This window comes from Lysinibacillus sp. BSL11 (assembly GCF_052928325.1).
Genome location: NZ_JAVGCX010000003.1, coordinates 162,235 through 184,766 on the forward strand (window position 1 = coordinate 162,235; position 22,532 = coordinate 184,766).

Below are 22,532 nucleotides of genomic sequence, written 5' to 3' on the forward strand. Positions count from 1 at the left end.
TCGTAATTTTCAAGCTTCCTCAAAAGCAGGTTTTATCCTGATCTCGAACTCATATACATAAAATAAAAGCTAATAGGAGTAGTGATTATTGGACAAACAACAACATAAGTACAGATGGATTGTGTTTGTTGCTGTATTGTTTACCTATTTGTTAATGGCAAGTCAGCGAACTGCTCCAGGGTTAATTACAGATCAATTGATGGAGGATTTTGGGGTAACGGCATCGACAATCGGCTTATTGACGAGTATTCAATTTTTTGTGTACACGAGTTTACAAATTCCAATGGGGATTTTAGCTGACCGATTTGGGCCAAACGTTTTCCTCATCATTGGTGCCATCCTTACAGGTATAGGAACCATTCTTTACAGTTTAGGTACACATGAATTCATTCTATTCTTTTCTAGAATACTTACTGGTATAGGAGATGCCACCATATGGGTGAATATGGTGCTTATTTTGGCACAATGGTTTCATAAAAAGGAGTTTGTCCGATTGATCGGCTTTGCAGGTATGACAGGGAGCTTAGGTTTCTTATTGGCAACAGTTCCTTTTGCTACATTGATTCTTTTATTAGGTTGGCGAATCACCTTTTTCTCTACAGGACTTTTACTATGCTTATGTGGTGTACTTCTTTATTTTGTGCTCGTACAAAACACAAAACGCATCTTTTCAAAGGAACCAGTGTTCATAACTGAAGAAATACAACGTGAAAAAAGCTCCATATTATTACGAAGAATATTTTCAAGCAGGCAAGCATGGGCCTTATTTTTTTGTCATTTTGGCGTTGTTGGCGGGTATGTTGGCTTTATTAGCTCGTGGGCAGTACCATATGGGATCAATATGTATGAGATGTCACGATCAGAGGCTAGTCAGCTAATTATGATTGGTCTAGTCGGAGCGCTTTTAGGAGCACCATTAATGAGTTGGATTGCTGGCTGGTTAGGTACAATTAAGAGACCCTATATTGTTGTGCATATTGCGGTTTTAGTGAGTTGGTTTGCCTTTCTTTTATTGAAAGGGCATCCGTCCATTTTCATGCTTATTGTCCTATTCTTTCTCATTGGCTTTGGCTATGGTGCAAGTGCCTTAACTTTTGCAGCTGTTCGCCAAACTTTCCCTTTAAATGAATCAGGTATTGTTTCTGGATTTGCCAATACTGGGGGCTTTCTAAGTGCCGCATTGCTGCCGATTATTTTTGGTTATATTTTAGATTACTTTCAAGCTGCCACAGGCAATGTAAGTGATGGGTACTACTATGGTTTCATTTCGCCAGTCATATTTTCTATAATTGGCTTGATTGGAGTAATAATGTTTAAGGAAAAGCTTTTAAAGATGAATTAAGCCATGCTATATAATATGAGTATAAAGGGATACCTGCAATAGAGGTATTCCCTTTTTAACGTTGAACGAATTATCCCATATATACACTAGCACAAGTATCTGGAGCAGGTTCATAAAAGCAATGATTCTTAAATTGTCCTGTAAACGGCTGACCATACCATGTTGGGGGACATGGTGCATATGGATTGAAGTACCAGAGTGCGTATTTTGCTGGATGTTCTCGCCAGAAATCTAAGTTTTGTTTCGCTAATCTTTTTTCCGTTTCTCTTGCTCGTTGGTAAAACATATTGCCTTTTTGAACAGCTTCGAAAGAATAGTTTCCGCCTTGTACCTGGTAAATAACCTGCTCAATCGTTCTTACATCATTGAAATCTAAACAGGATGCCACTGCACGATTCACAATGACATTGCCCACGTAAAGCATACCTTGTTGACCTTCACCCTCAGCTTCTGCTCTCATCATCCTTGCCATTAAAGCAACGTCTGCATCACGGTATTTTACTCTTGGCATTTTTCCACCTCCACCTTATAGTATGAAAAAGAACAAGGCTAGTTTCACTTTATCTTGAAATTCGTTGCTTTTGCAGATCACTCCATAAAAAACACCATCTTTCCTGTTCAACAGCAAGATGGTGTATTTTCATTAAAAATTGTTTTTGAAGTATGGCGTTTTTTTCAATACAACACATACTGGGATGGCAATAACTAAGCCTACGATGTTTTGAATGACGTCCCCAGGAATGGATGCCAGCGGGGCAATCCAGCTGTTGAACATAATGGCTTGCCCAACATAGTAAACAGCAATCATCACGGGCATTGATACTACTGCTCCTAAAATATTCAGCCCAAGATTATCACCTTTATGTCCTTTTGCCCAAGCAATTTTACCAACAATGAAGCCTTGTAATGCGCGTGAAATAATGGTTGTGGGTGCCCAAATTAACCAGCCACCTACGATATCGAATAAACCCATTCCAATAGCTCCAGCAAGTGCTCCTTTTTTAGGACCAAATAAAATAGCGGAGATAAACAGCATAGATGTTCCTAAGTGGATAAGACCACCTTGCCCGAACGGTAGCTTAAGATTGATAAACATTGTAGCAACGAAAACAAGTGCTGCTAAAATGGCTGTAATGACTAAATCAAATGTTTTTGTGCGTGATTTTGTATAGGATGTTGGCCTTTGTATATTTTGCATTTGTCTCTTCCTCACTATGATGAATATTTTGATGATTTTTACTTTAGCAAAGGACTGACTATTGTAAAAGTGTCAATTTCATAAAAAAGTTAAGGGTCAGTTTGAGGTTATTTTCGCATCTTTCGAATTGTGATACGATGGGGAAAGTAAAAGCAGGATCAGTTAGGTGGAATGTATGATGAAAAAAGTTGCTGTAATTCAAGATATGTCGTCCTTTGGTAAGTGCTCATTGACGGCTGCGATGCCTGTACTCTCTGTGATGGGTGTGCAAGCAGTCCCACTACCAACAGCTATATTAACGGCACAAACAGGATATTCAAGCTTTTATTGTGAAGATTTAACGTCAAAGATGGACTCTTTTATTGAGGAGTGGAGTAAGCTTGGAGCTACCTTTGATGGAATTCATACAGGCTTTGTTACAGGTAAGGAGCAAATCGATAATATATTTCGCTTTTTAGATGTGTTTCACTCAAATAAGACAACGTTGCTTGTCGATCCAGTAATGGGCGATCATGGTGAGGTCTATAAAATGTTTACGGGTGAATTGCTTGATCGTATGAAAGCATTAGTAAAGCATGCCGATATTATTACGCCAAATGTCACGGAATGTTGCTTGCTTACAGGTTTATCCTATGAAAGGCTACTGAGCTATCAAAATGATACAGATTATATTCTTGCCCTTAAAGAGGCAGGTCAGCAGCTACAGCAAGCAACTGGAGCAAACGTCATTATTACGGGTTTGAATCCACCAGTAGGTGATACGGACAAGCGTTATGTTGGGAATATGTTTGTCGATTCTGAGCGGTCTTTTCATAGTATCCGCAACTATAATGGTGAGAGCTATTCAGGCACAGGCGACCTCTTCGCATCCATCATGATGGGCGGCATGATGCGCGGACAAGATTTAATGGAATCAATGACACTAGCAGAAACATTTTTAGCTGCAGCGATCGAAGCTACTTCGAAGGAGCAAGTACCCCGTGAGGCAGGCGTGCATTTTGAAAAGTTTTTACGTATGCTGCTGTAAACGTTAATAAGCCCATAATAAGTAATTGTGATAAAAAATTCGTAAATGTCAGATTCATAGTGACCTTTACGGATTTTTTTGTTGAAGGAAAATTAAATAATATAGGATGATTTTATTAGATAAATAGGGTGACATTATAAAAAAATAGTAAAATTAGAATGATTTTATGGTATTATGATGGGAATAAATTCCTTGAAAGAAGGCACCTCAGTAATATAAGTTTGCCAATCAAGGTTGCTAAAAATATGAAGTTTAGAGGAGGATTCCCCAAAAATGAGTCAATGCAATATCAATACCATCCTGTACGGTCCACCAGGAACAGGGAAAACTTATAATACGGTGAACTACGCGGTTAGTATTATTGAGAATAAAGAATTTATGGCGATTTGCGCAGAAGCGTATCAAGATGTTTTTGAACGTTATCTTACGTATAAAAAGCAAGGTCTGATTCGATTCGTTACTTTTCATCAATCATATGGATATGAAGAGTTTATCGAGGGAATTAAGCCTGTTTTAAACGATGAAGCAGAAGAGAGCATTCAATATAAAATTGAATCAGGCGTGTTTAAAGAATTTTGTGAGCAAGCGCAGCAATTAAAATTAACTGCTCATGATCAGGTGATGGAAGGAAATAAAAAAGTTTGGAAGATTTCTTTAGGAGGCAGTGGCAAGAATTGGCTGAAAGAAGAATGCTTTAAGGACAATCAAATTCGTATAGGCTGGGATGAGGAAGGTACTGATTTTATTGAGGATGGGGAATATCCTTCAGATACCTTGTACTATTTCTATGAGGGAATGAGTGTAGGCGATATTGTCTTTTCTTTAGGAGATCAAAAGCATATTGATGCAATTGGCATTATCACAGGAGAGCCTGAATGGTTAGAGGCAGAGGAAGATTTTAAAAGAAGTCGTGAAGTAGAGTGGATTGCCACGGATATCTATGAAAATATTTATGAGCTAAATGGCAAAACGAACTTAGTGCAGCAAACCATTTATGAGCTTTGGCGACTATCCATCAATGATGTGAATAATTTAATTTTAAAATACTCGCAAAATGATCAAATCGATGTGGAAGAAAACACTAATAATTATGTCTTTATTATCGATGAAATTAATCGAGGCAATATATCGAAGATTTTTGGTGAACTTATTACATTAATTGAGCCGACAAAACGAATTGGAGCACTAGAAGAAATGCATGTGAAGCTTCCATATTCTAAAAAGGATTTTGGTGTCCCTCAAAACGTCTATTTGCTGGGAACGATGAATACAGCCGATCGTTCGATTGCGCTGATGGATACAGCACTTAGGAGACGCTTTGATTTTATTGAAATGCTGCCAAATTTGAATGCAGTAGCTAATATAAAAGTTGGGAACATCCATATTCAACATCTAATGGAAGTCATGAACGCTCGTATTGAAGCACTGTATGATCGCGAACATACTATTGGCCATGGCTATTTTATGAGCTTAAAAGAAGACAGTTCATTAGAAAATCTAGCTAATATTTTTAAGAATGCGATTATTCCACTTCTCCAAGAATATTTTTATGAAGATTATAGCAAGATTCAGTTAGTGTTAGGAGATCATTTAAAACCCCAGCAATATCGATTTATTTTGGATGAGAAATTAAGTATAAAAGGATTATTTGGTCGAGACATTGATATAGACCTCCCAGAAACGAAATACTATCTTCAAGCAAGTGCATTCGAGGAACCATCAAGCTATATATGGATCTATGGAAGGGTCGAGAATGAAGAGGCTAATTGAAATGAAGGAATACGATATTCTGACATGCAATCAAGCTTTTAAAGATGAGTATGTATACATAGACAATGATTCTTTCGAGCAGCTTGAAAATATGATTTTGGACTGTAATGAAATGGAAGATGTTGATGCATACAATTTTTTCTCTGTCTCCACAAAGCGGCATGTTGGAAAGGTCATTCGTGCAAAAAATTATGTTGGTATTGTGCAATTAAAGAATGGTACACAAATTCAAATTTTGCCAAAAATATATGGGAAAACAGCCATTGACCCTAAAAAAACATTTTTGAAAATGCTTAAGTCACTACAAGAATTTCCTAGCAAAACCTTTAATGAGACTAGTCTTCGTACAGATCAGATGACGTTATTGGAAATTTTCATTCGATTGTACATTGAAGAAGTACAAAAATTGATTAAAAAAGGACTTAAATCATCCTATTATGCGATGGAGGATAACTTAAATGTATACAAAGGAAAAATGGTATTCTCACAGCAATTAAAATATAACCTTATTCATCGACAACGTTTCTATACACGCTATGATGAGTTTGGATTAAATCGAGCAGAAAATCGGCTAATCAAGGCTACATTGCTTTATTTGTTAAAACAATCTACTAGCAATGACAATATAAATGAAATTCGTAAGCAACTCATACACTTTGAACTCATTGAGCAATCAAAAAACTACAGTAAGGATTTTTCTCAGGTAAAGATTGATCGTAACTCAAAAGATTATGAAACGATTATGCAATGGTCTAAAATTTTTTTAAATAATCAAAGCTTTACAACTTTTTCAGGACATTCATTTGCTAAAGCCTTATTATTTCCAATGGAAAAAGTTTTCGAGTCTTATATTGGCTTTCATCTGAAAAAGCTACTAAGTGATTCAGCATGGCATGCACAATTACAGGATAAAGGCTATCATTTATTTCAAGGGAAATTTGCATTACGACCAGATATTGTGTTAACTAATGACGCTCGTAAAATTATTTTAGATACAAAGTGGAAAATGCTAAGTAACACGCCACACAATAACTATGGCATTTCACAGGCAGATATGTATCAAATGTATGCTTATGCTAAAAAATATCACGCTAAAGAAATATGGCTCCTTTATCCATTGAATACGGAAGTTGAACAAATGAAAGAAATACATTTTAACACAAATGAAGGGGATCAAAGTGCAGAAGTGAGGGTGTTTTTCGTCGACTGTCATCATGTAGAGAAAAGTTTGGAGAAACTAGTAAAGAAGTTTACTCTAGCAAATCAATAATATGAATAGACATCCTATCAGGAGGAATCTATGGGAGTTATAGTTGAAAATAAACGTAATCTATATGCAATAGGGGTAATAAGTTTACTATTGTCAGCCATTTTAACATCTATTAGTCAAGTGTATTACTCGAACCGTGTACAAGCCGTGCATCCATTTCTTTTCACCGGTATTAGTTTTTTTCTCACGACTGTCTTCTTTCAATTAATCACAAGTAAGCAAAAGGTAGAGCCCTGCTGGAAAGAGGCACGTTCATCATTATGGAAGTTAAACGGTGCTTCCATATTAGCCTTTATGGGGTTTTACTTTGCATTAAAATATATTGAACCAGCGATAGTGAGCTCTCTTGAAATGGGACTAGGCCCCTTGTTTGCATTGCTACTTGCAATACAGCAGAAAAAACGAGTGATACATGCACAGTGGGGTATTGCAATTGGCATATTTGCAGCTAGTTTATTACTGATTAGTGCTATTTTTACAGGGAAATCGGCTATACAAACATGGGACCAATCAAGTATTTTAGGAGTCGGTGCGAGCATATTGTGTGGACTTGGTGCGGTATTATGTACAGTCTATTCTAAGCAACTCAGTCAATTAGGATGGACAAGCTCGATGATATTATCAAAAAGATTTTATGGTATCATTTTGCTTTCATTTATCGCTACATATGATGTCATGTTTACTTATTTGCTTGAAAACATTGGTTGGATTTTATTGATGACCGTCATCGGTGTTTTGATACCAATGTATTTATTACAGAAGGGTATTCAATATTGTGAAGTATTTTTAGTCATGATGTCATTGTGCTTTATTCCTGTATTCACCTTCTTTTTTCAGCTATTCGATACAAGGCTACAATGGTCAAATATTACGTTAATGGGTGTCTTATTACTGTTATTGTTTGGAATTTTAAGTGTAATTCTAGAACAAAAAGCTCGTAGCGTTTCCTAATGAAATTTTTCCATGACAAAGTTGCTATACTGAAAAATCCGGAGCCAGTTTTGATGGGCATAAAATCAAATTGGCTCTATGTGATTTCTTTAATTGTACCTTTCAAATTCTTTCCTCCTAAAAGCCCTTCCATCCTATTAAAGTGATGCCTCTCATGAATAGCCAGCAACTGAATAGCTTGAATGAGATTAGGATAATGCGCAATGGGATCAGGAAAAACAATATGCCCTGCAACATCCTCGTCTATATTTTGTACTAACTTTTGCAAAGCAAGTGTCTCGTTGATAAGTAATTGCTCGATATCATAACTGTTTAATACAAAGCGTATTTTCTTAGGTGGAACTAAAATACCTGGTGCTCGCATTCCTTGTCCTTTTTTGGATTGATATTCTTCATAAATATCATGTATTTCAGTAGAGTATGGCTTGTTTCTTCGCCTTTTAGCGATAGGCATGAGGAATAAAGAATATTTGGTTGCTGTGTGGAGCATTTTGAGAATCAAATAAAGGTGATAAAAATGTTCACCAATGGACCATTTTCCCTCACGTGTTACTTGCCATAGTTCTTCCTGTGAAAGTGAATGAATAGCTGGTAGATAGTGTGGTCGTTGTGCCTGTAACGTAAGAAAATGTTTTGCCATGCTAGTAGATTCCATAGATTTTCAGCTCCTTTATTTCCATTTTAAGGATTACTGTTGTAAAAGTACATCAAATGCCAATCGTTATGGCCGATAAATAGGAAAAGTATGATAGGAGGAAAAGGCATGGAAATTAGACAATTAACAGCTGCAGATGCTGAGGTATATAGAGATTTAAGATTAGAGGGATTACAAACAAATCCAGAAGCTTTTGGCGCTAGCTTCGAGGAAGAAAAGGATTTGTCACTTGAGTCGTTTGCAAGTAGGCTCGAAGGACAGGGAACATTTACATTTGGGGCATTTGACCAGGAGGATTTACTCGGTGTGGCGACATTGGTGCAAGCAAATAAAATGAAGCTAAAGCATAAAGCGAGTATTTTTGCCGTTTATGTTTCTTCAAAAAAGCGGGGATTGGGCATAGGAAAACAACTAATGGTAGGGATCATCAATCAAGCAAAGTCAATAGTAGACGTCGAGCAAATTAATTTAACAGTTGTTTCTTCCAATGAATCAGCAAAAGGATTATACACATCGTTAGGTTTTCACGTTTTTGGAACAGAACGAAACGCCTTAAAAATAGGACAGCAATATTTTGATGAGGATTATATGGTGCTGTATTTCTAAAAATGCTAAAAAGCCTTTGAAGTATTCATCTTCAAAGGCTTCAATTTATTATGGTGAGTAGCAATGGAACAATGAAAAGAAAGCAAGGTATAAAAGAATCCCCGTGATAAAAAGAATAAGTAAAGCACTAACAATGCCTGCTTTCTTTATAAGAAACCATATACTTAGCATGATAATAATGACCGAAAATGTGGATGCGAGCCAAAATCCAAGAATCCCCAAGTATTCAAGCATAATGGGGAATGAATCGTGAAAGTAATTATACGGAATATCTAGCCTAAGAAAAGTGGTCAACAGAAGATCCATAAAATCCCCCCATCTACATATTTGTTCTTACATATATGGTATGCAGAAGCATCTTTAAGTCACACGGCAGCATCCTTTAAAAAGGATGCTGTCGTAAATTTTTTTATAGGTTTATTAATTTTCCCTTTTATCTAACAACTTCAGGATGATCGCTTCCAAATTTTCTATTTTCTTCTCAAAACGCATAAAGAGATAGATGGTAATGGCAATAGGGAAACCTGAATTACCTATTAGGTGAACCCACATTTGTATAGTTTCAACTGGTATCATAACATCTTCCTCCCTCATTATTGTGATGCTTACAGTTCTTAAAAGTGAACGTACGATTAATAAAATCAATATGAATGAATAAAATATAGAACATTTGTTCTGTTTTTGGTTTATAATAGATATATGATATTCACTTTAATGAACAAGAAGGCGAATATATAGGAGTGATGCGAATGTGTAATGAGTACAAAATTATAGAAGAGTTTTTTTACAGAAATAGAGAACAGGTTAAAAATCCAATTATCAGAAGTTTTTTGGCAGATGCACAAAATCTTTATTTGGTACAACATGCAATCTTATATCCCAATGATTATAATTTGAAAATGGTTGATGAAACATTTCAAGCTCATTATCAAAGGGTACAGAAAATAAAATATATCAGCAATTTAATTTATTTCTTTAGCCTGGATTTCGATAAAAAAAAGAGAAGATTGCAAAATCGCTTTTTATTAGTCGCAGATAGTGGTCTAATGGACGACGGTATAAGAGAAGAAGAGAGCGGAGAAGAAGGGTTATTAGAAAAAATTGAAAATGAACAGCTCTTTAAAGGTTTGCAAAAATTAACAGACAAGCAACTTCAAATTTTAGAAATGATTTATGTCAAAGACTATTCTATAAAAGTAATCGCTGAAACATTACAAACAACATCACAGAATATATCCAATGTTCATCAAAAGGCTTTAAAGAAGCTTCATCATATTATTAGAAAGGAGGAGATTTAGTAAATGCAGAACAATATGAATGAGGAGATGCTAATAATTATCCAAAATTTCACTCCAAAAATTAAGCAGTGTCTCCACCAAACAAGTTACCAGGATAGAGAAGACTTAGAACAGGAGATTAAATTGAAAATTATTGAAAAGCTGACAACGAAGGAATTTCAAAACACACCTAATTTTTGGGATTTTTTTGTATGAATAAAAAAGAGCAATGCCCTTTTAAGAAGGACCATTGCTCTTTCTAATCATTAACCCTTTAAGAAATCTGATTTTGCAAAGCTTGGGTTTGGATATGTGTAGAAGCCCTCGCCTGTTGCGCGACCTAATTTACCTTTTTCGATGTACTCTGTTTTTAAGAGGTTAGCTAATTTTTTCATGTTTTCATCACCAGTGGCATTTGCTTTCGCTTCCACAATGTTATAAGCAGTGTTAATGCCAACGATGTCTAGAATAGCAAATGGTCCAAGTGGAGCGCCTGTACCAATCATCCATGTTTTATCGATTGTTTCTGGATCAGCCACTTCTTTTACAAGTAAAGATTCAGCTGCATCTAAAAACGGAACTAGTAATGAGTTTAAAATATAGCCAGGTTGCTCTTTATGCAATGGTAGTGGTACCATGCCGATGGCGCGTGCAAATTCAATCACTTCATCAAATACTTTCATATCTGTACCTGGGTGTTTCATAATTTCTGCAGTATTGTTTTTCCAGATCGTATTAGCGAAGTGAAGTGCTAAAAACTTCTCTGGACGGCCAGTTGCTTCAGCAAATTGGCTTGGTAGTAAAGTAGACGAGTTTGTTGCAAAAATTGTATTTGCTGGTGCTACTTTTCCAAGATTCGTGTAAAATTCTGTTTTGATGCTCACAACTTCAGGGATTGCTTCTATAACAAGATCAGCATTGGCAACGGCTTGAGCCAAGTCACTATTAAATGTAAGACGTGCATAGGCTGCATCCACTTCTTCTTGTGTAGCACTTAAATCTTGTTGATAAAGTGGTTTTAATTTGGTAATACGATCCTGTGCATTTTTTAACGCCTCATCATTAATGTCATACACTGTTACATTAAAACCTTTGAAAGCAGATTGATAAGCAATTTGGCTTCCTAATACACCACTACCTGCAACCGTAATGTTTTGATAATTCATCGAAATTCCTCCTTTGGAATTGTTACATTAATATAATAGTGTGGATATGTAGAAAATCCTTCGTTACAATTCCATACTACTTCTACCATTGAATAAAAATCAAATGAAAGCCTCTAACATTATATAAATATAAAGTATATTGAAAGAGGTTTCTTTCCAAGTATGTACCCGCTGTTAAAGAAATATAACAAAGAACAGCCTTTAAGCTGCCCTCATTTGAGAGATATATCTAATTACATATGTAATTGTTGTAGATAGCATTAAGTAATTTGTCTTTCTGTTAAACTAGTTTCAAACTCAAAAGTAAAATAGGAAAATTATAATGTGTTAATAATAGGACTTTTATATAATTATTGTATAATCCCCACATTTTTATAGATTTACAAACTGTTGTTTTAGTACACTGAATCTATGAATCGAAGGGGGAAAAACAGTGAAGAAAATAATGTTAGCTGGTGCACTGAGTATTGCATGTTTTACAGGAGGGTTTGGTGGACAGGCGTATGCACAGGATGTAGTAAATGTGGCAAATATAATTCATCCAAAGCAGAATGTTGCAGCCACTAATCAGTTACAAGCCATGCCCTATCAAGATATTTATAAAATGCTTTTGTTATCTAAAATAGGCTTTGAAAATAACGAAGTGTCGATTGTTACAACAAAAAATAGTATTACAGTAAAAATTTCATTAGAGGCGATTCTTCAATCGTACAAAGATGGTACAAACCTCTATTCAGAGGGAGAAAAAGAGTTTAAGGAAAACTATGAAGAACTGAAGAAGTTATTTGGGCAGGCAATTCAAATAAAAATTACACAAACTAGTAATGGCTATAAGAGTGAAGTATATACAGCTGGCAAATGGGAAGCAGTTAGTCCAGAAGATTTAAATGATATGGTACAGGTATTTGCTCGTGCCGACATTGAGTTAAAATCAGGTGGATATTTCAAGGATGCTATTGGTCATTGGGCTGAAAGCTATATTCAGTTACTATATCAAACTGATATTATTAATGGTACAACAGCTACTACGTTTAATCCAAATGGACAAGTGACGCGTGGAGAACTGGCGGCTATTATTTTCCGTGCATCTGGCTTAAATGTGAATGAAGATTATGAGGGCCCTGCTTCTTATACTGATCTTAATGGTTTCTGGGGTGCTAAGGAAGTAGCGATTCTTGAAGAGTATGGCTTAATCGATATTTTCAATGGTGAAAAATTTGAGCCAAAAAAGCCCGTTACACGAGAGGAAATGGCCTATATTACTGCTAGGTATTTAGAAGGTATGGAAGTGGATGTTGCGCAAGTGAGCAAAAACAATTCATTCACAGATAAAAATCAAATGCGTCAAGAAACAGTAGAGGCTATTGGTCTATTGCAACATCTAGGTATTTTAAATGGTACGAATGGTAAATTTAATCCAAAAGGTAATCTTACTCGGGCAGAGGTTTCTAAAATTTTAACGCTTACTTTAATGCTAGTTAGTGAAGAAGAATAAAAAAGGAAAGGGATGTCTCTTGTGCGGAGACATCCCTTTGTTATTCAACAAGTATATGGAACATATAGCTTAGGAAATAACCTAGAAATAGATACATAAAAAATGCTTTAATTGAGACTTTCTGTAGCTGATGCAAAATGAATTCAGAAATACTAGCTGTAGCAATCAATCCTATCGAAATGCCCATTAAGATCCCTTGTACTTTGTCTGGTAAAGCCCAATACTGACCAAACCAGATGAAAATACTAAAGAAAATGGAGAAGATAAAGAAATAAATGAAAAGTCTCCAAAGCCTTTCCCCTTGAGAGATGAGCGCAGTAGATAGTGCAAATCCCTCTGGAACATGGTGAAGAATAATGGAGGCTGTGAGAGAAATACTTAATGCAGCATTTCCAAGTAAATTTCCAACAGTGAGACTAATAGGGATTGTATGGATAATCATAGCTAGTGTTAATAGAGAGACAGAGGGATTTTGTGTATGAGAAGCATGAAATAAGGTATCTAGTAGTTGAAAGATAAAATAACCAATAAAAATACCTAATATAATCCCAAATGATTGATAGATTTGAAAGGAAGAGGGGATGATATCTAGCACAAGCAGGCCTACTAAAAAACCTCCGCACAATAATGATAATCCCTGTGTTGTATGCTGAAATAGCTTAGAGAAAATCCAGGCAATCGCGCCCCCAATGCTCACACTGAAAAATAGAAAACCGCCAAGTATCATTGCACTCACCTGTAAAATTCCTCCGCCCTATCATCAACTTAATGTCTTTATCAAACTATATGCTAAGTAGAAATGAATATGCTTGACATTGATTTGCCTGCATAAAAACGATAATGATAAAGATGTGCATACTGCAGGTTAGCGAAGGAAAGAATAGAGTCGAAAATCTATGCTTTTTGTGATGATACATGCAAAGGGAGTTTTGTCGTGAAAGCTGTAACATATCAGGGAATTAAAGATATAGAGGCCCCAACTATTAAAAAGAAGGACGATATTATTGTGAAAATTACTTCTACTGCTATTTGTAAGTCCGATTTGCACATTTACCAAGGATATTCCCCCACATAAGGATTATGTAATAGGTAGGAGTAGCTGTGACAAAAGTGAAAAAGGGAGACAGTGCCATCTTGCCATTTAATGTATCGTGTAGAGATTGTAATAATGGAATCGACAGAAATCATTGCACACCAATTGCCATTAGAAGAAGCAAATAAGGCCTATGAAATATTTTGTGGACGGGAAGATAACTGTATAAAGGTGATTCTAAAACCTTAAATGGAGAGTAAGTATGCGCCTTTTTTTGGGGAAAAATAGGGAATGGTTTAAATTGACTGAATATTGGTTTAATTCTATACTTTTTAATAGAAAGGACTGATTCATCGATTTAGCTCATATAGGGAGGAATGGTTGAATGAAATGGGATGCAAGTTATGATGTAGTAGTAGTAGGCTCTGGTGCAGCGGGATTGACAGCAGGTTTAACAGCAAAGTTACAAGGAATGAAATCATTAGTGATCGAAAAAACAGATCGCTATGGTGGTGCATCTGCTATTTCAGGCGGTGCCTTATGGATTCCTAATAATCATATCATTAAAGGTGCAGGTGTCCCAGATACACATGAACTTGCACGCCAATATCTTGATTCAACAATCGGTGATCGTGTGCCAGAAGAGCTAAAGGAAGCTTATATTACGAGAGGACCTGAAATGTTACGTTTTTTATACAATAAAACAAAGCATATGCGCTTCCAATATGCAAAAGGCTATTCGGATTATTATCCAGAAAAACCAGGTGGCTTGTCACAGGGACGCTCCATTGAACCACTTATTTTCGATTTAACAAAAATGGGCTCTTTAGCAAATTCTATGCGTCGTGGAACTCTATCAACAAAAGGCTTCACGATGAATAGCTACGAGTTTCATAAAGTGAATATGATTACACGGACGCTAAAAGGTAAAACTACTGCACTGAAATTAGGGGCGCGTTTAGTCAAGTCAAAGGTGACTAAGAGCGATCCAGTAGCATTAGGAGAAGCTTTAATTGCACGTTTACGCCTCTCCCTTGCAGAAGCAAATGGTGAGCTTTGGCTATCTACGGCCTTTAAAGATTTTATTATGGGCAAAGGAAGAGTAATTGGAATTATTGTGGAACGAGATGGACAAGAACTTAAAATTGAGGCAAAGAGAGGTGTTGTTCTGTCATCAGGTGGCTTCTCACATAATCAGACACTTCGGGAAAAGTATTTACCAAGTCCTACGAATGCTGCATGGACTTCTTCTCCAGAAGGTCAAACAGGTGACATCCTTGAACCTAGTGTAAGAATTGGTGCAACGTTGGATTTAATGGACAAAGTATGGGGAGCACCTTCTGTTATTGATCCACAAGGACATCCATTCTTCCTTGTGGCAGATCGTGGCGTGCCCAATATGATTGTAGTGGATAGTGCAGGGCACCGTTTTGTCAATGAAGCAGCTCCATATCATGAATTCGTGGATACGATGTATAAGCATCAAGAGGTCACAAAGCAGGCTGTTCCTTCTTGGATATTAATTGATGCCTCAGCAAAAAGTCGCTATATTTTTACAGGATTGTTCCCAGGGCAGGCATTCCCGAAAAGTTGGTTTGAGCATGGAGTCGCAAAAAGTGCGGATACGATTGAAGAGCTTGCCAAACAAATGGATGTGCCAGCGGAGAGCCTAGTAGCAACGGTGAATCGTTTTAATGACTTTGCGCGGAACGGACATGATGATGATTTTTATCGAGGAGATAGTGCCTATGATAATTACTACGGGGACCCGACACTACCAAACCCAAATTTAGCAGAAATTAAGAAAGCACCATTCTATGCATTGCGTCTTTATCCTGGAGACATTGGCACAAAAGGTGGCCTCGTAGTGGACAAATATGCTCGTGTAATAAAGGAGAATGGCGAACCCATTGAAGGGTTGTACGCTTCTGGCAATTGTTCAGCATCTATCATGGGGGAAACGTATCCTGGCCCAGGCGCAACCATTGGGCCTGGGATGACACTAAGCTTTGTGGCGACAGCACATATGGCCAATGCAGTGACAAAAGATGAGGCATCACTTGTAAACGTGTAAATGAAACGAAGCCCTTCCTTTCTAATAAGGAGGGGTTTTTACGTTGGTGTAATGTTCTAATACTTTCTTGCTAGGAATATAGTGGCTACTAAATGTATGGCGATGATCATGTGAAAAGGAGCGATTTAGTTCATTGCTAGCTTATAAACTCATCACGACTATCGAAGAGTTAGAGCCCTATCGGAGCACTTGGTCAGAGATTCTGGAAAGAGAGTATAATAATAACCCTTTTATTGAGTACGAATGGATTTCAACTTGGTGGACAACGCTCGGGATTCATGACAATGTCAAGATTTACATAGTGGAACATCAAGGTAGAGCAGTTGCCTTTTTTCCGTTAGTGCATTCTGTACGTTTTGGTACAATCCATTATTTCAGCTTTTTAGGACAAGGTTTTGCGACCTATATGGAAGTGATCGCTGACAAGGAGTGGTTAGAACCTTCCATTACGTTTCTTTTGAAGGAGTTTTCACGAAAATATAAGCGTTATTTAATCGTGTTACATGGATTATTAGAAAGTAAAAATACCTCTCAAGAATTAGAAAAATATGCGATTGAATATCAGATGCCTCATTCGATTTTTCGAACTGTCACATCTTATATTGATTTTCAAACCATTCCTATGGAAACATTTCTAAAGAGGCATCGCAAGAAATTCAAAAGCCTTAAACGGCGTGAAAACAAATTAAATTCACTTGGTCATGTCGTCTTTCAGGAAGTAAATCACAAGCATCTACAAGACATGTTTACGTTATTCAAGAGAAGATGGCAAAAGAAAATTGATAAAAGTGGCTTTACCGAAAAGCAAACTCGTCTATTTTATGAGCAGCTAGCTAAAACCAACAGTAAGGAGCTTCGCGTAGAAGTCGATAGCTTACAATTTGAAGGACAGTGGATTGCTTTTACAATTGACCTATGCTGTAGAGAGCGCAATTTTTGTCAGGCAATGGGCCATGAGCCAGATTTTAATCTATTTGGTCCAGGACGCCTCATTGAAAAAGAAAATATGCTAAAAGCACATCAAGCTGGCTATCGTTATTATGACTTAGGAAGTGGCTATGAGCCATATAAGTTTGAATGGTATACACATATTGATTTTACTAGGAAATTTGTGATGAGTACAAAAGGAGTTAAAGAGCGTAGTATTCGATTATGGATGGTCATACGTGATCGCCTAAAAGGGCTATTAACGAATAATCATCAGCTAGTAAAATTGAAGCGAGACCGATTAGGAGAACTACGTTATTTTCTGAAGCATGCAAGCATGAACGATTGGCTAAGAGCGGTTACAAAAATGTTCCAACGAATGCTAGCCATTCATATTTTAGACATTTATATTGCAGAGCAACAACAGAATAACGGAAATGTGAGATTTCAAGAATTATCAATGAAGGACATCATGACAATGAAGGATCGAGCGACAAATGTTACAGATTTCTATAAGGGCTATCGACTCTTTGCAGATAGCGTTCATGTCATCTATAAGCGACACGATAAAACGGTAACGGAAGAAACGGTTAACTATACCTATGAGCTGTCAGACAATATGTCGTTTATAAAAGAATATGATAGCCTGCGACTAGAGGAGATTGTTGCAGATGTGCAGCGGGAAGGGAGAGCAGTCTGTACAATAGCCCCGTGGTATAAGAGATACAGACGAAGAAAGCTCAGACAGGCAGGCTTCCATAAAGTAGCTAAAATTAATATAATAAAGATTTTCAAGTGGCAAAAAATATACCATATCTAAATAACAACACCCTCAGCATATTTTGCTGAGGGTGTTTCATTAAAAATGAATACCAGGTTTATCAATTAGCTTACAGCCTGTACCATACTTGGCTTTTAAGGCACCTTTGAAAAGAGTGTGCTCCAGCTCTGGGAATGTCTGTTTCCAAAGTTCAAAGACATTATGGCTCGATGCTTTGCCGTCCTTTGTTAGTCGTGCAATATGGAAGCCATATTCATCATTACAGCGAGCCAATGGGCGGTTTTCTCTTACTGTAATAATTCGACCACTTGTCGTCATTTCATATAAGCCTTCATAGCCAGCAATCGCACGACTTTCTTCTTGTCCTTCAACTAAAGGCTTTTCTTCATTTGGTGCTACTTTTTCCTCTGTCGTTGCTTCCTGTTCAGAAGATTGAGTTTCTTTAGCACTGTTTCCTTCTGGTAGTTGTTCAACAATCACAAAATCTTTCTTAGAAGCTTTATCGCTCATTGTCGCCATCACGTTCATGATAGAGCCTACATAGCGTAATGGTTTTTCTCTTCCTTCTTCGAAAACAAAAATATTATACTCGGTTTTATTAATCTTTTTCATAATAATATTACCAGTTGTAATAGTAAAACCGATGAATTTGTTCTTTTTAAGTGCCTGTATTGCTTCTTGCTTTGTTAAAATCATTTTGAAAATCTCCTAAAGAATTATTTATTCTATTCTACCATAAAAATTATCATATTGTTTTTCGTAAAATAATGGTTGATTTTGTACAATGCAGGGAAATATCCCTATTTTCTCAAATTTAATAATGGTACTATTAAGAATGTTTGGGGAATAAAACTCCTTTAAAAAGGAGTCTTTCATAATAGAGATACAATTTTAGTAGGGAGTGTTGATAGGTTGATCAATGTGCTTGGGGGCATCGGGTTATTCTTACTTGGAATGACGATGCTAACAAACGGTTTAAAGGAATTGGCAGGAGATGCGTTGAAAAAATGGCTCAATCGTTTTACAGGTGGGACCATTAGCTCGGTATTATCTGGTACATTTATGACAATGCTTGTACAATCCTCCACGGCCACGACCTTGATTACGATAGGTTTTGTCAGTGCTGGACTTCTCACATTTGTCCAATCGATTGGCGTTATTATTGGCGCCAATATCGGGAGTACGAGTACTGGTTGGATTATTTCATTAATCGGCTTTAAGATCAATATGCAGACAATGTCCTTGCCTTTTATTGCGCTTGGTGTATTTGTTCAATTGCTCGCACCGCGTGATTACAAAGCAATTGGGGGGTTAGTGACTGGTTTTGGCTTATTATTTTTAGGCATTGATGTTCTTCAGGGAGGAATGGCTGCGGTACAAGATAAAATTCCATTCGATGCATTTAGTGCCAACTCTATTAGTGGAAAACTAATTTTAATTGTTTTGGGTCTTATCATGACGGTTATTATGCAGGCTTCTAGTGCTGCAATAGCAGCCACTTTAACAGCTTTATATGCAGGTGCCATTGATTTTGAACAGGCTGCTTATTTAGTCATTGGTCAAAATATTGGGACGACAGCTACAGCGTTATTTGCTGCGATTGGTGCATCAACAGCTGCAAAACGAACAGCTGTGACACATGTCATGTTCAATGTAGTCACGGCTGTACTAGTGACATTCGGTGCAAGATTTATGTTTGCTCTTACAGAGTTCGTCACGAAATCCATCAATGGTAGCTTTGATGAAACACTGGGCATTGCTGTTTTCCATACATTGTTTAGTGTGATTGGCGCGATACTCTTTGTACCATTTGTTCGTCCTTTTGCAAAGGCCATTGAAAAAATGATACCTGAAAAAGGAAATTATTTAACTCGTAATTTAGATAGTAGTGTTGCCAAACTACCTGGGGTTGCTGTAGAGGTATCCTTTAATACATTGCAAGATATTACTAAGGAAATGACGACTGTACTCGTTTCACTTATTCAAGGAAAAAAACGCACAGCTGAAACAGACAGTAGATTGGCTCAAATAGATGAAGCAATCGAAAAAACACGTTTATTTATGGATGCTATCCAATCTTCCTCTCAAAAAGAACGGTATAAGCATATTGCCCTTTTACATGCTTTAGACCACCTATATCGTTTGTCAAAGGCAATACGTGAGCAACATCCAAATGCCTTTCAATTACAGGAGACATTAACCCAAAAGTGGTTAGAGGTATTGGAAAAAGTACTATTAATCATTGATGAGGATGAACGTCTACCTGAGATTGCTACCTTGCTTGAGGTTACTTCCTCTGAAATGGCTGCGGTGCGTCGTGATAAACGAAACGCATATTTTGAGCATACTGTTGAAAATGTGGTAGAGTTAGAGACAGCCGTATCGAATGTGGAGACTTTGCTGTGGATTGATCGACTTGTCTATCACTATTGGCGTACAACGGCTCGTCTTGCGGAGTACCAAACCGTGACTAAGAAAGGTCGTCATATTGAGACAGAAAAAAATACAGTAACAGTTGAATAAAAGGAATGCTCGTCTTACGTTTGTAAGCGGGCATTTTTCTTCGCTTCACAAATAAAGGAGGATCTAGAATGGTTCAGCATAAATTTATAATGGACTTAACTTGGTCAGAAGGAAGAAACGGTACAGGAAATATCCAAGCTAGTAATTTGCAAACACAAATTTCTATTCCTCGGGAAATGAATGGACCTGGCATTGGTACAAATCCAGATGAAATGCTTTTAGGGGCAGCTGCAACCTGTTATTTAATTACACTAGCTGCTTTATTCGAAAGGTCAGAAATAGATGTGCTGGAATTATCCATGCAGGCACACGGATTTGTTAGTGTAGAAAATGGCATTTTTACGTATGAAAAAATTGTGCATAAACCGACTATTATTGTGCAAAAGCTAACAGAACATCTTGCAAAAAGACTTCTACGCTTAGCACACAAGGCAGAACAAACATGTATGATCAGTAAAGCATTAAAAGGTAATGTTGTGATTGAATGTGATGTGCAAATTTTTGAAGCAAGCATATAATAAGACAGCAAGAGTTATTCAGCAAGTAACGCTGATATAACTCTTTTTTTCATAAAATAAGCACTTTTTCTAAAAGAGTTCTAGAAATGTTCAAAATGAATATATAGAGTTAAGTGCTAAAAAAATGCAAAGGATGATGTATTGCACGTTCAGACAGCTCAGAATCTCACATTCTATAGTCAGTACGGCAAAAGAATATTTGATATTATTGGGGCATTATTTTTGCTTTTTATAACGATACCTCTAATGCTAGCTATATTCCTCATTTTACTCATAACGACAGGTCGCCCCATTTTTTTTAAACAAATCCGAACTGGCCTCGATCATCACCGCTTTGTGATTTGGAAGCTACGAACAATGTGTATTCAGGCAGTTCCAGTCAATATGCCGACTATCTGTGCTGATGGAATCCCTGATGATTATTATTTTAAAACAGAGCAAGATACACGCATCACAAAAGTGGGCGCTATTCTTCGAAAACTCAGTATTGATGAAATTCCACAACTTTTAAATGTGTTAAAAGGTGATATGAGCATTGTAGGTCCACGTCCTGAAGTACCAACGATCACGAATGCATATAATTCCTTACAGGCTCGGCGTTTGGAGGTAAAGCCAGGATTAACAGGCCTCGCTCAAATTAATGGTAGGTCGAATATTTCACATGGACAAAAAATATCATATGACATTGAATACGTTGATCATTATTCTTTTTGGTTGGATGTCGAAATTTTGTTGAAGACAATTTATGTTGTTGTTGCACGCACAGGTGCTTATTAAAAAATAAGGAGTGGCCATACTGAAGATCGTTCAGCTTATTACAAGAATGGATAATGTTGGGGGTGCACAAAAACATGTGGAGGCACTTGCTATCCACTTAAAACAGGATGGGCATGATGTCACAATAGTGACGGGCTCCTATCAACCATCACTGTGGCACTTACAAGAACATGAAATTCCAGTTATTAGTATATCTGCTCTTCAACGGGATATCCATCTAGCGAAAGATTTTCAAGCATTTTGGCAATTAAGAGCCGTTTTCAAACATCTACAACCAGACGTTATAGCCACCCACTCCTCTAAGGCTGGTGTGATCGGTCGCGTAGTTGGTAGGTTGTTAAATATTCCAACTATTTTTACAGCACATAGCTGGAGCTTTACAGAAGGTGTTCCTTACAAGAAAAAGCTATTCTATCAACGGATGGAAAAATCCATTCAGCCATTTACGACAAAAATTATTACGGTGTCTGAATATGATCGGGAACTAGCACTACTGAAAAAGGTCGCTCCTGCTCATAAATTGCTGACTATTTACAACGGCATTGACCTAATAGAGAGAAATGAGACAACTGAAAAGATATGCATGGAGCAGCCAGTCATTGTCATGGTTGCTCGTTTTGAAGTGCCTAAAAGACAAGATGTCTTGTTAAAGACTTTAGCGGAACTGACAGATATCCCTTGGCATCTTCAATTGATTGGGGATGGTTCTCTGCGTCCAGCTATAGAACATTTTGTTGAACAGAATGGTTTATCAAATCGTGTAACATTTTTAGGTAATCAATTAGATGTTCATTCTTATCTTGAGAAATGCCACCTATTTGTTCTGTTATCAGATTGGGAAGGCTTGCCGATTTCGATTATTGAAGCGATGCGGGTAGGACTTCCTATTATTGCAACAAATGTAGGTGGTGTGAAAGAGCTTATTATTGATCATGACAATGGGTTTTTAGTGGAGCGAGAGAATAATGAATTATTGAAGAAGAGGCTGCATCAATTATTAATGGATGCTCCTTTAAGAGGGGAAATGGGGACGGCAAGTGAGCAGCGTTATTTACAGTACTTCACCTTCACCCCCATGTATCAAAAAACATTAATGGTTTATCAACAGGCTGTTTCAGAACTAGTGAAGAAAGGGGATTAAA

22 protein-coding genes and 1 pseudogene are annotated in these 22,532 nt (G+C 37.0%); 16 read left to right on the forward strand and 7 right to left on the reverse strand.

Translation table 11 applies throughout. The annotated features are described in order from the left end of the window. Positions 1 to 88: 88 nt before the first annotated feature. Positions 89 to 1,342, forward strand: a complete 1,254-nt coding sequence (locus RCJ95_RS05060; protein WP_274770089.1) for an MFS transporter — start codon at positions 89 to 91, stop codon at positions 1,340 to 1,342. A gap of 70 nt (positions 1,343 to 1,412) precedes the next feature. Here the strand turns inward: RCJ95_RS05060 and RCJ95_RS05065 are convergent, their stop codons facing one another. Next, positions 1,413 to 1,853: a cell wall hydrolase gene (locus RCJ95_RS05065; RefSeq protein ID WP_004228176.1), complete on the reverse strand. Its 441-nt coding sequence runs from the start codon at positions 1,851 to 1,853 to the stop codon at positions 1,413 to 1,415. 132 nt (positions 1,854 to 1,985) lie between these two features. After that, positions 1,986 to 2,540, reverse strand: coding sequence for an ECF transporter S component (locus RCJ95_RS05070; RefSeq protein ID WP_221681224.1), 555 nt, complete (start codon positions 2,538 to 2,540; stop codon positions 1,986 to 1,988). A gap of 178 nt (positions 2,541 to 2,718) precedes the next feature. Here RCJ95_RS05070 and RCJ95_RS05075 point away from each other — a divergent pair, with 178 nt between their 5' ends. The 4 genes from RCJ95_RS05075 (at position 2,719) to RCJ95_RS05090 (ending at position 7,558) form a co-directional block, all read left to right on the forward strand. Continuing rightward, complete coding sequence (locus RCJ95_RS05075) at positions 2,719 to 3,567, forward strand: pyridoxamine kinase (protein WP_257522550.1); 849 nt, start codon at positions 2,719 to 2,721, stop codon at positions 3,565 to 3,567. Between the two features lie 273 nt (positions 3,568 to 3,840). After that, positions 3,841 to 5,337 (forward strand): McrB family protein, encoded by a 1,497-nt coding sequence (locus RCJ95_RS05080; RefSeq protein WP_274770088.1) that lies wholly within the window; start codon positions 3,841 to 3,843, stop codon positions 5,335 to 5,337. After that, positions 5,321 to 6,607: an McrC family protein gene (locus tag RCJ95_RS05085; protein ID WP_274770087.1), complete on the forward strand. Its 1,287-nt coding sequence runs from the start codon at positions 5,321 to 5,323 to the stop codon at positions 6,605 to 6,607. Before RCJ95_RS05080 ends, RCJ95_RS05085 begins: the two co-directional genes overlap by 17 nt. 30 nt (positions 6,608 to 6,637) lie before the next feature. Then, positions 6,638 to 7,558, forward strand: coding sequence for a DMT family transporter (locus RCJ95_RS05090; RefSeq protein WP_274770086.1), 921 nt, complete (start codon positions 6,638 to 6,640; stop codon positions 7,556 to 7,558). Positions 7,559 to 7,634: 76 nt separating this feature from the next. On the opposite strand, the gene RCJ95_RS05095 is transcribed toward RCJ95_RS05090, so the two are convergent. After that, a complete protein-coding gene (locus RCJ95_RS05095) occupies positions 7,635 to 8,213 on the reverse strand; it encodes a DinB family protein (RefSeq protein WP_446721984.1) in 579 nt (192 codons plus the stop codon). 108 nt (positions 8,214 to 8,321) lie between these two features. On the opposite strand from RCJ95_RS05095, the gene RCJ95_RS05100 reads away from it, so the two are divergent. Further along, a complete protein-coding gene (locus RCJ95_RS05100) occupies positions 8,322 to 8,819 on the forward strand; it encodes a GNAT family N-acetyltransferase (RefSeq protein ID WP_221681229.1) in 498 nt (165 codons plus the stop codon). 420 nt (positions 8,820 to 9,239) lie between these two features. Here RCJ95_RS05100 and RCJ95_RS05105 read toward each other — a convergent pair whose 3' ends face one another. Then, on the reverse strand, positions 9,240 to 9,395 hold the full coding sequence (locus RCJ95_RS05105; RefSeq protein WP_004228185.1) for a YvrJ family protein: 156 nt from the start codon (positions 9,393 to 9,395) through the stop codon (positions 9,240 to 9,242). Positions 9,396 to 9,568: 173 nt separating this feature from the next. On the opposite strand from RCJ95_RS05105, the gene RCJ95_RS05110 reads away from it, so the two are divergent. Then, positions 9,569 to 10,117: a sigma-70 family RNA polymerase sigma factor gene (locus tag RCJ95_RS05110; RefSeq protein ID WP_257520449.1), complete on the forward strand. Its 549-nt coding sequence runs from the start codon at positions 9,569 to 9,571 to the stop codon at positions 10,115 to 10,117. Between the two features lie 3 nt (positions 10,118 to 10,120). Further along, positions 10,121 to 10,312, forward strand: a complete 192-nt coding sequence (locus RCJ95_RS05115; protein WP_274770082.1) for a hypothetical protein — start codon at positions 10,121 to 10,123, stop codon at positions 10,310 to 10,312. Between the two features lie 50 nt (positions 10,313 to 10,362). On the opposite strand, the gene RCJ95_RS05120 is transcribed toward RCJ95_RS05115, so the two are convergent. Beyond that, positions 10,363 to 11,262 (reverse strand): 3-hydroxyacyl-CoA dehydrogenase, encoded by a 900-nt coding sequence (locus RCJ95_RS05120; RefSeq protein ID WP_257520448.1) that lies wholly within the window; start codon positions 11,260 to 11,262, stop codon positions 10,363 to 10,365. A gap of 433 nt (positions 11,263 to 11,695) precedes the next feature. On the opposite strand from RCJ95_RS05120, the gene RCJ95_RS05125 reads away from it, so the two are divergent. Continuing rightward, entirely contained in the window at positions 11,696 to 12,757 is a 1,062-nt protein-coding gene (locus RCJ95_RS05125) for an S-layer homology domain-containing protein (protein ID WP_446721985.1), read from the forward strand. 40 nt (positions 12,758 to 12,797) lie between these two features. Here RCJ95_RS05125 and RCJ95_RS05130 read toward each other — a convergent pair whose 3' ends face one another. Continuing rightward, positions 12,798 to 13,484 carry a zinc transporter family protein gene (locus RCJ95_RS05130; RefSeq protein ID WP_255601410.1) on the reverse strand — a complete coding sequence of 229 codons (687 nt, stop codon included), beginning with the start codon at positions 13,482 to 13,484 and terminating at the stop codon, positions 12,798 to 12,800. A gap of 207 nt (positions 13,485 to 13,691) precedes the next feature. Here RCJ95_RS05130 and RCJ95_RS05135 point away from each other — a divergent pair. From RCJ95_RS05135 to RCJ95_RS05145, 3 genes and pseudogenes are all read left to right on the forward strand, one after another. Further along, positions 13,692 to 13,921: pseudogene (locus tag RCJ95_RS05135) on the forward strand (alcohol dehydrogenase catalytic domain-containing protein); the annotation flags it as partial. Positions 13,922 to 14,175: 254 nt separating this feature from the next. Continuing rightward, positions 14,176 to 15,864, forward strand: a complete 1,689-nt coding sequence (locus RCJ95_RS05140; RefSeq protein WP_446721986.1) for an FAD-dependent oxidoreductase — start codon at positions 14,176 to 14,178, stop codon at positions 15,862 to 15,864. Between the two features lie 133 nt (positions 15,865 to 15,997). Then, positions 15,998 to 17,611, forward strand: coding sequence for a GNAT family N-acetyltransferase (locus RCJ95_RS05145; RefSeq protein ID WP_257520443.1), 1,614 nt, complete (start codon positions 15,998 to 16,000; stop codon positions 17,609 to 17,611). Between the two features lie 39 nt (positions 17,612 to 17,650). Here the strand turns inward: RCJ95_RS05145 and RCJ95_RS05150 are convergent, their stop codons facing one another. Beyond that, positions 17,651 to 18,268, reverse strand: coding sequence for a 3-ketosteroid-delta-1-dehydrogenase (locus tag RCJ95_RS05150; RefSeq protein WP_257520442.1), 618 nt, complete (start codon positions 18,266 to 18,268; stop codon positions 17,651 to 17,653). A gap of 225 nt (positions 18,269 to 18,493) precedes the next feature. On the opposite strand from RCJ95_RS05150, the gene RCJ95_RS05155 reads away from it, so the two are divergent. From RCJ95_RS05155 to RCJ95_RS05170, 4 genes are all read left to right on the forward strand, one after another. Further along, positions 18,494 to 20,095, forward strand: coding sequence for a Na/Pi cotransporter family protein (locus RCJ95_RS05155; protein WP_257522548.1), 1,602 nt, complete (start codon positions 18,494 to 18,496; stop codon positions 20,093 to 20,095). 68 nt (positions 20,096 to 20,163) lie between these two features. Then, positions 20,164 to 20,613 carry an SACOL1771 family peroxiredoxin gene (locus tag RCJ95_RS05160; protein WP_257520441.1) on the forward strand — a complete coding sequence of 150 codons (450 nt, stop codon included), beginning with the start codon at positions 20,164 to 20,166 and terminating at the stop codon, positions 20,611 to 20,613. Positions 20,614 to 20,754: 141 nt separating this feature from the next. Next, positions 20,755 to 21,390, forward strand: a complete 636-nt coding sequence (locus tag RCJ95_RS05165; protein WP_446721987.1) for a sugar transferase — start codon at positions 20,755 to 20,757, stop codon at positions 21,388 to 21,390. 10 nt (positions 21,391 to 21,400) lie between these two features. Then, positions 21,401 to 22,531, forward strand: coding sequence for a glycosyltransferase family 4 protein (locus tag RCJ95_RS05170; protein WP_446721988.1), 1,131 nt, complete (start codon positions 21,401 to 21,403; stop codon positions 22,529 to 22,531). The last annotated feature ends 1 nt before the right edge of the window (position 22,532 follow it).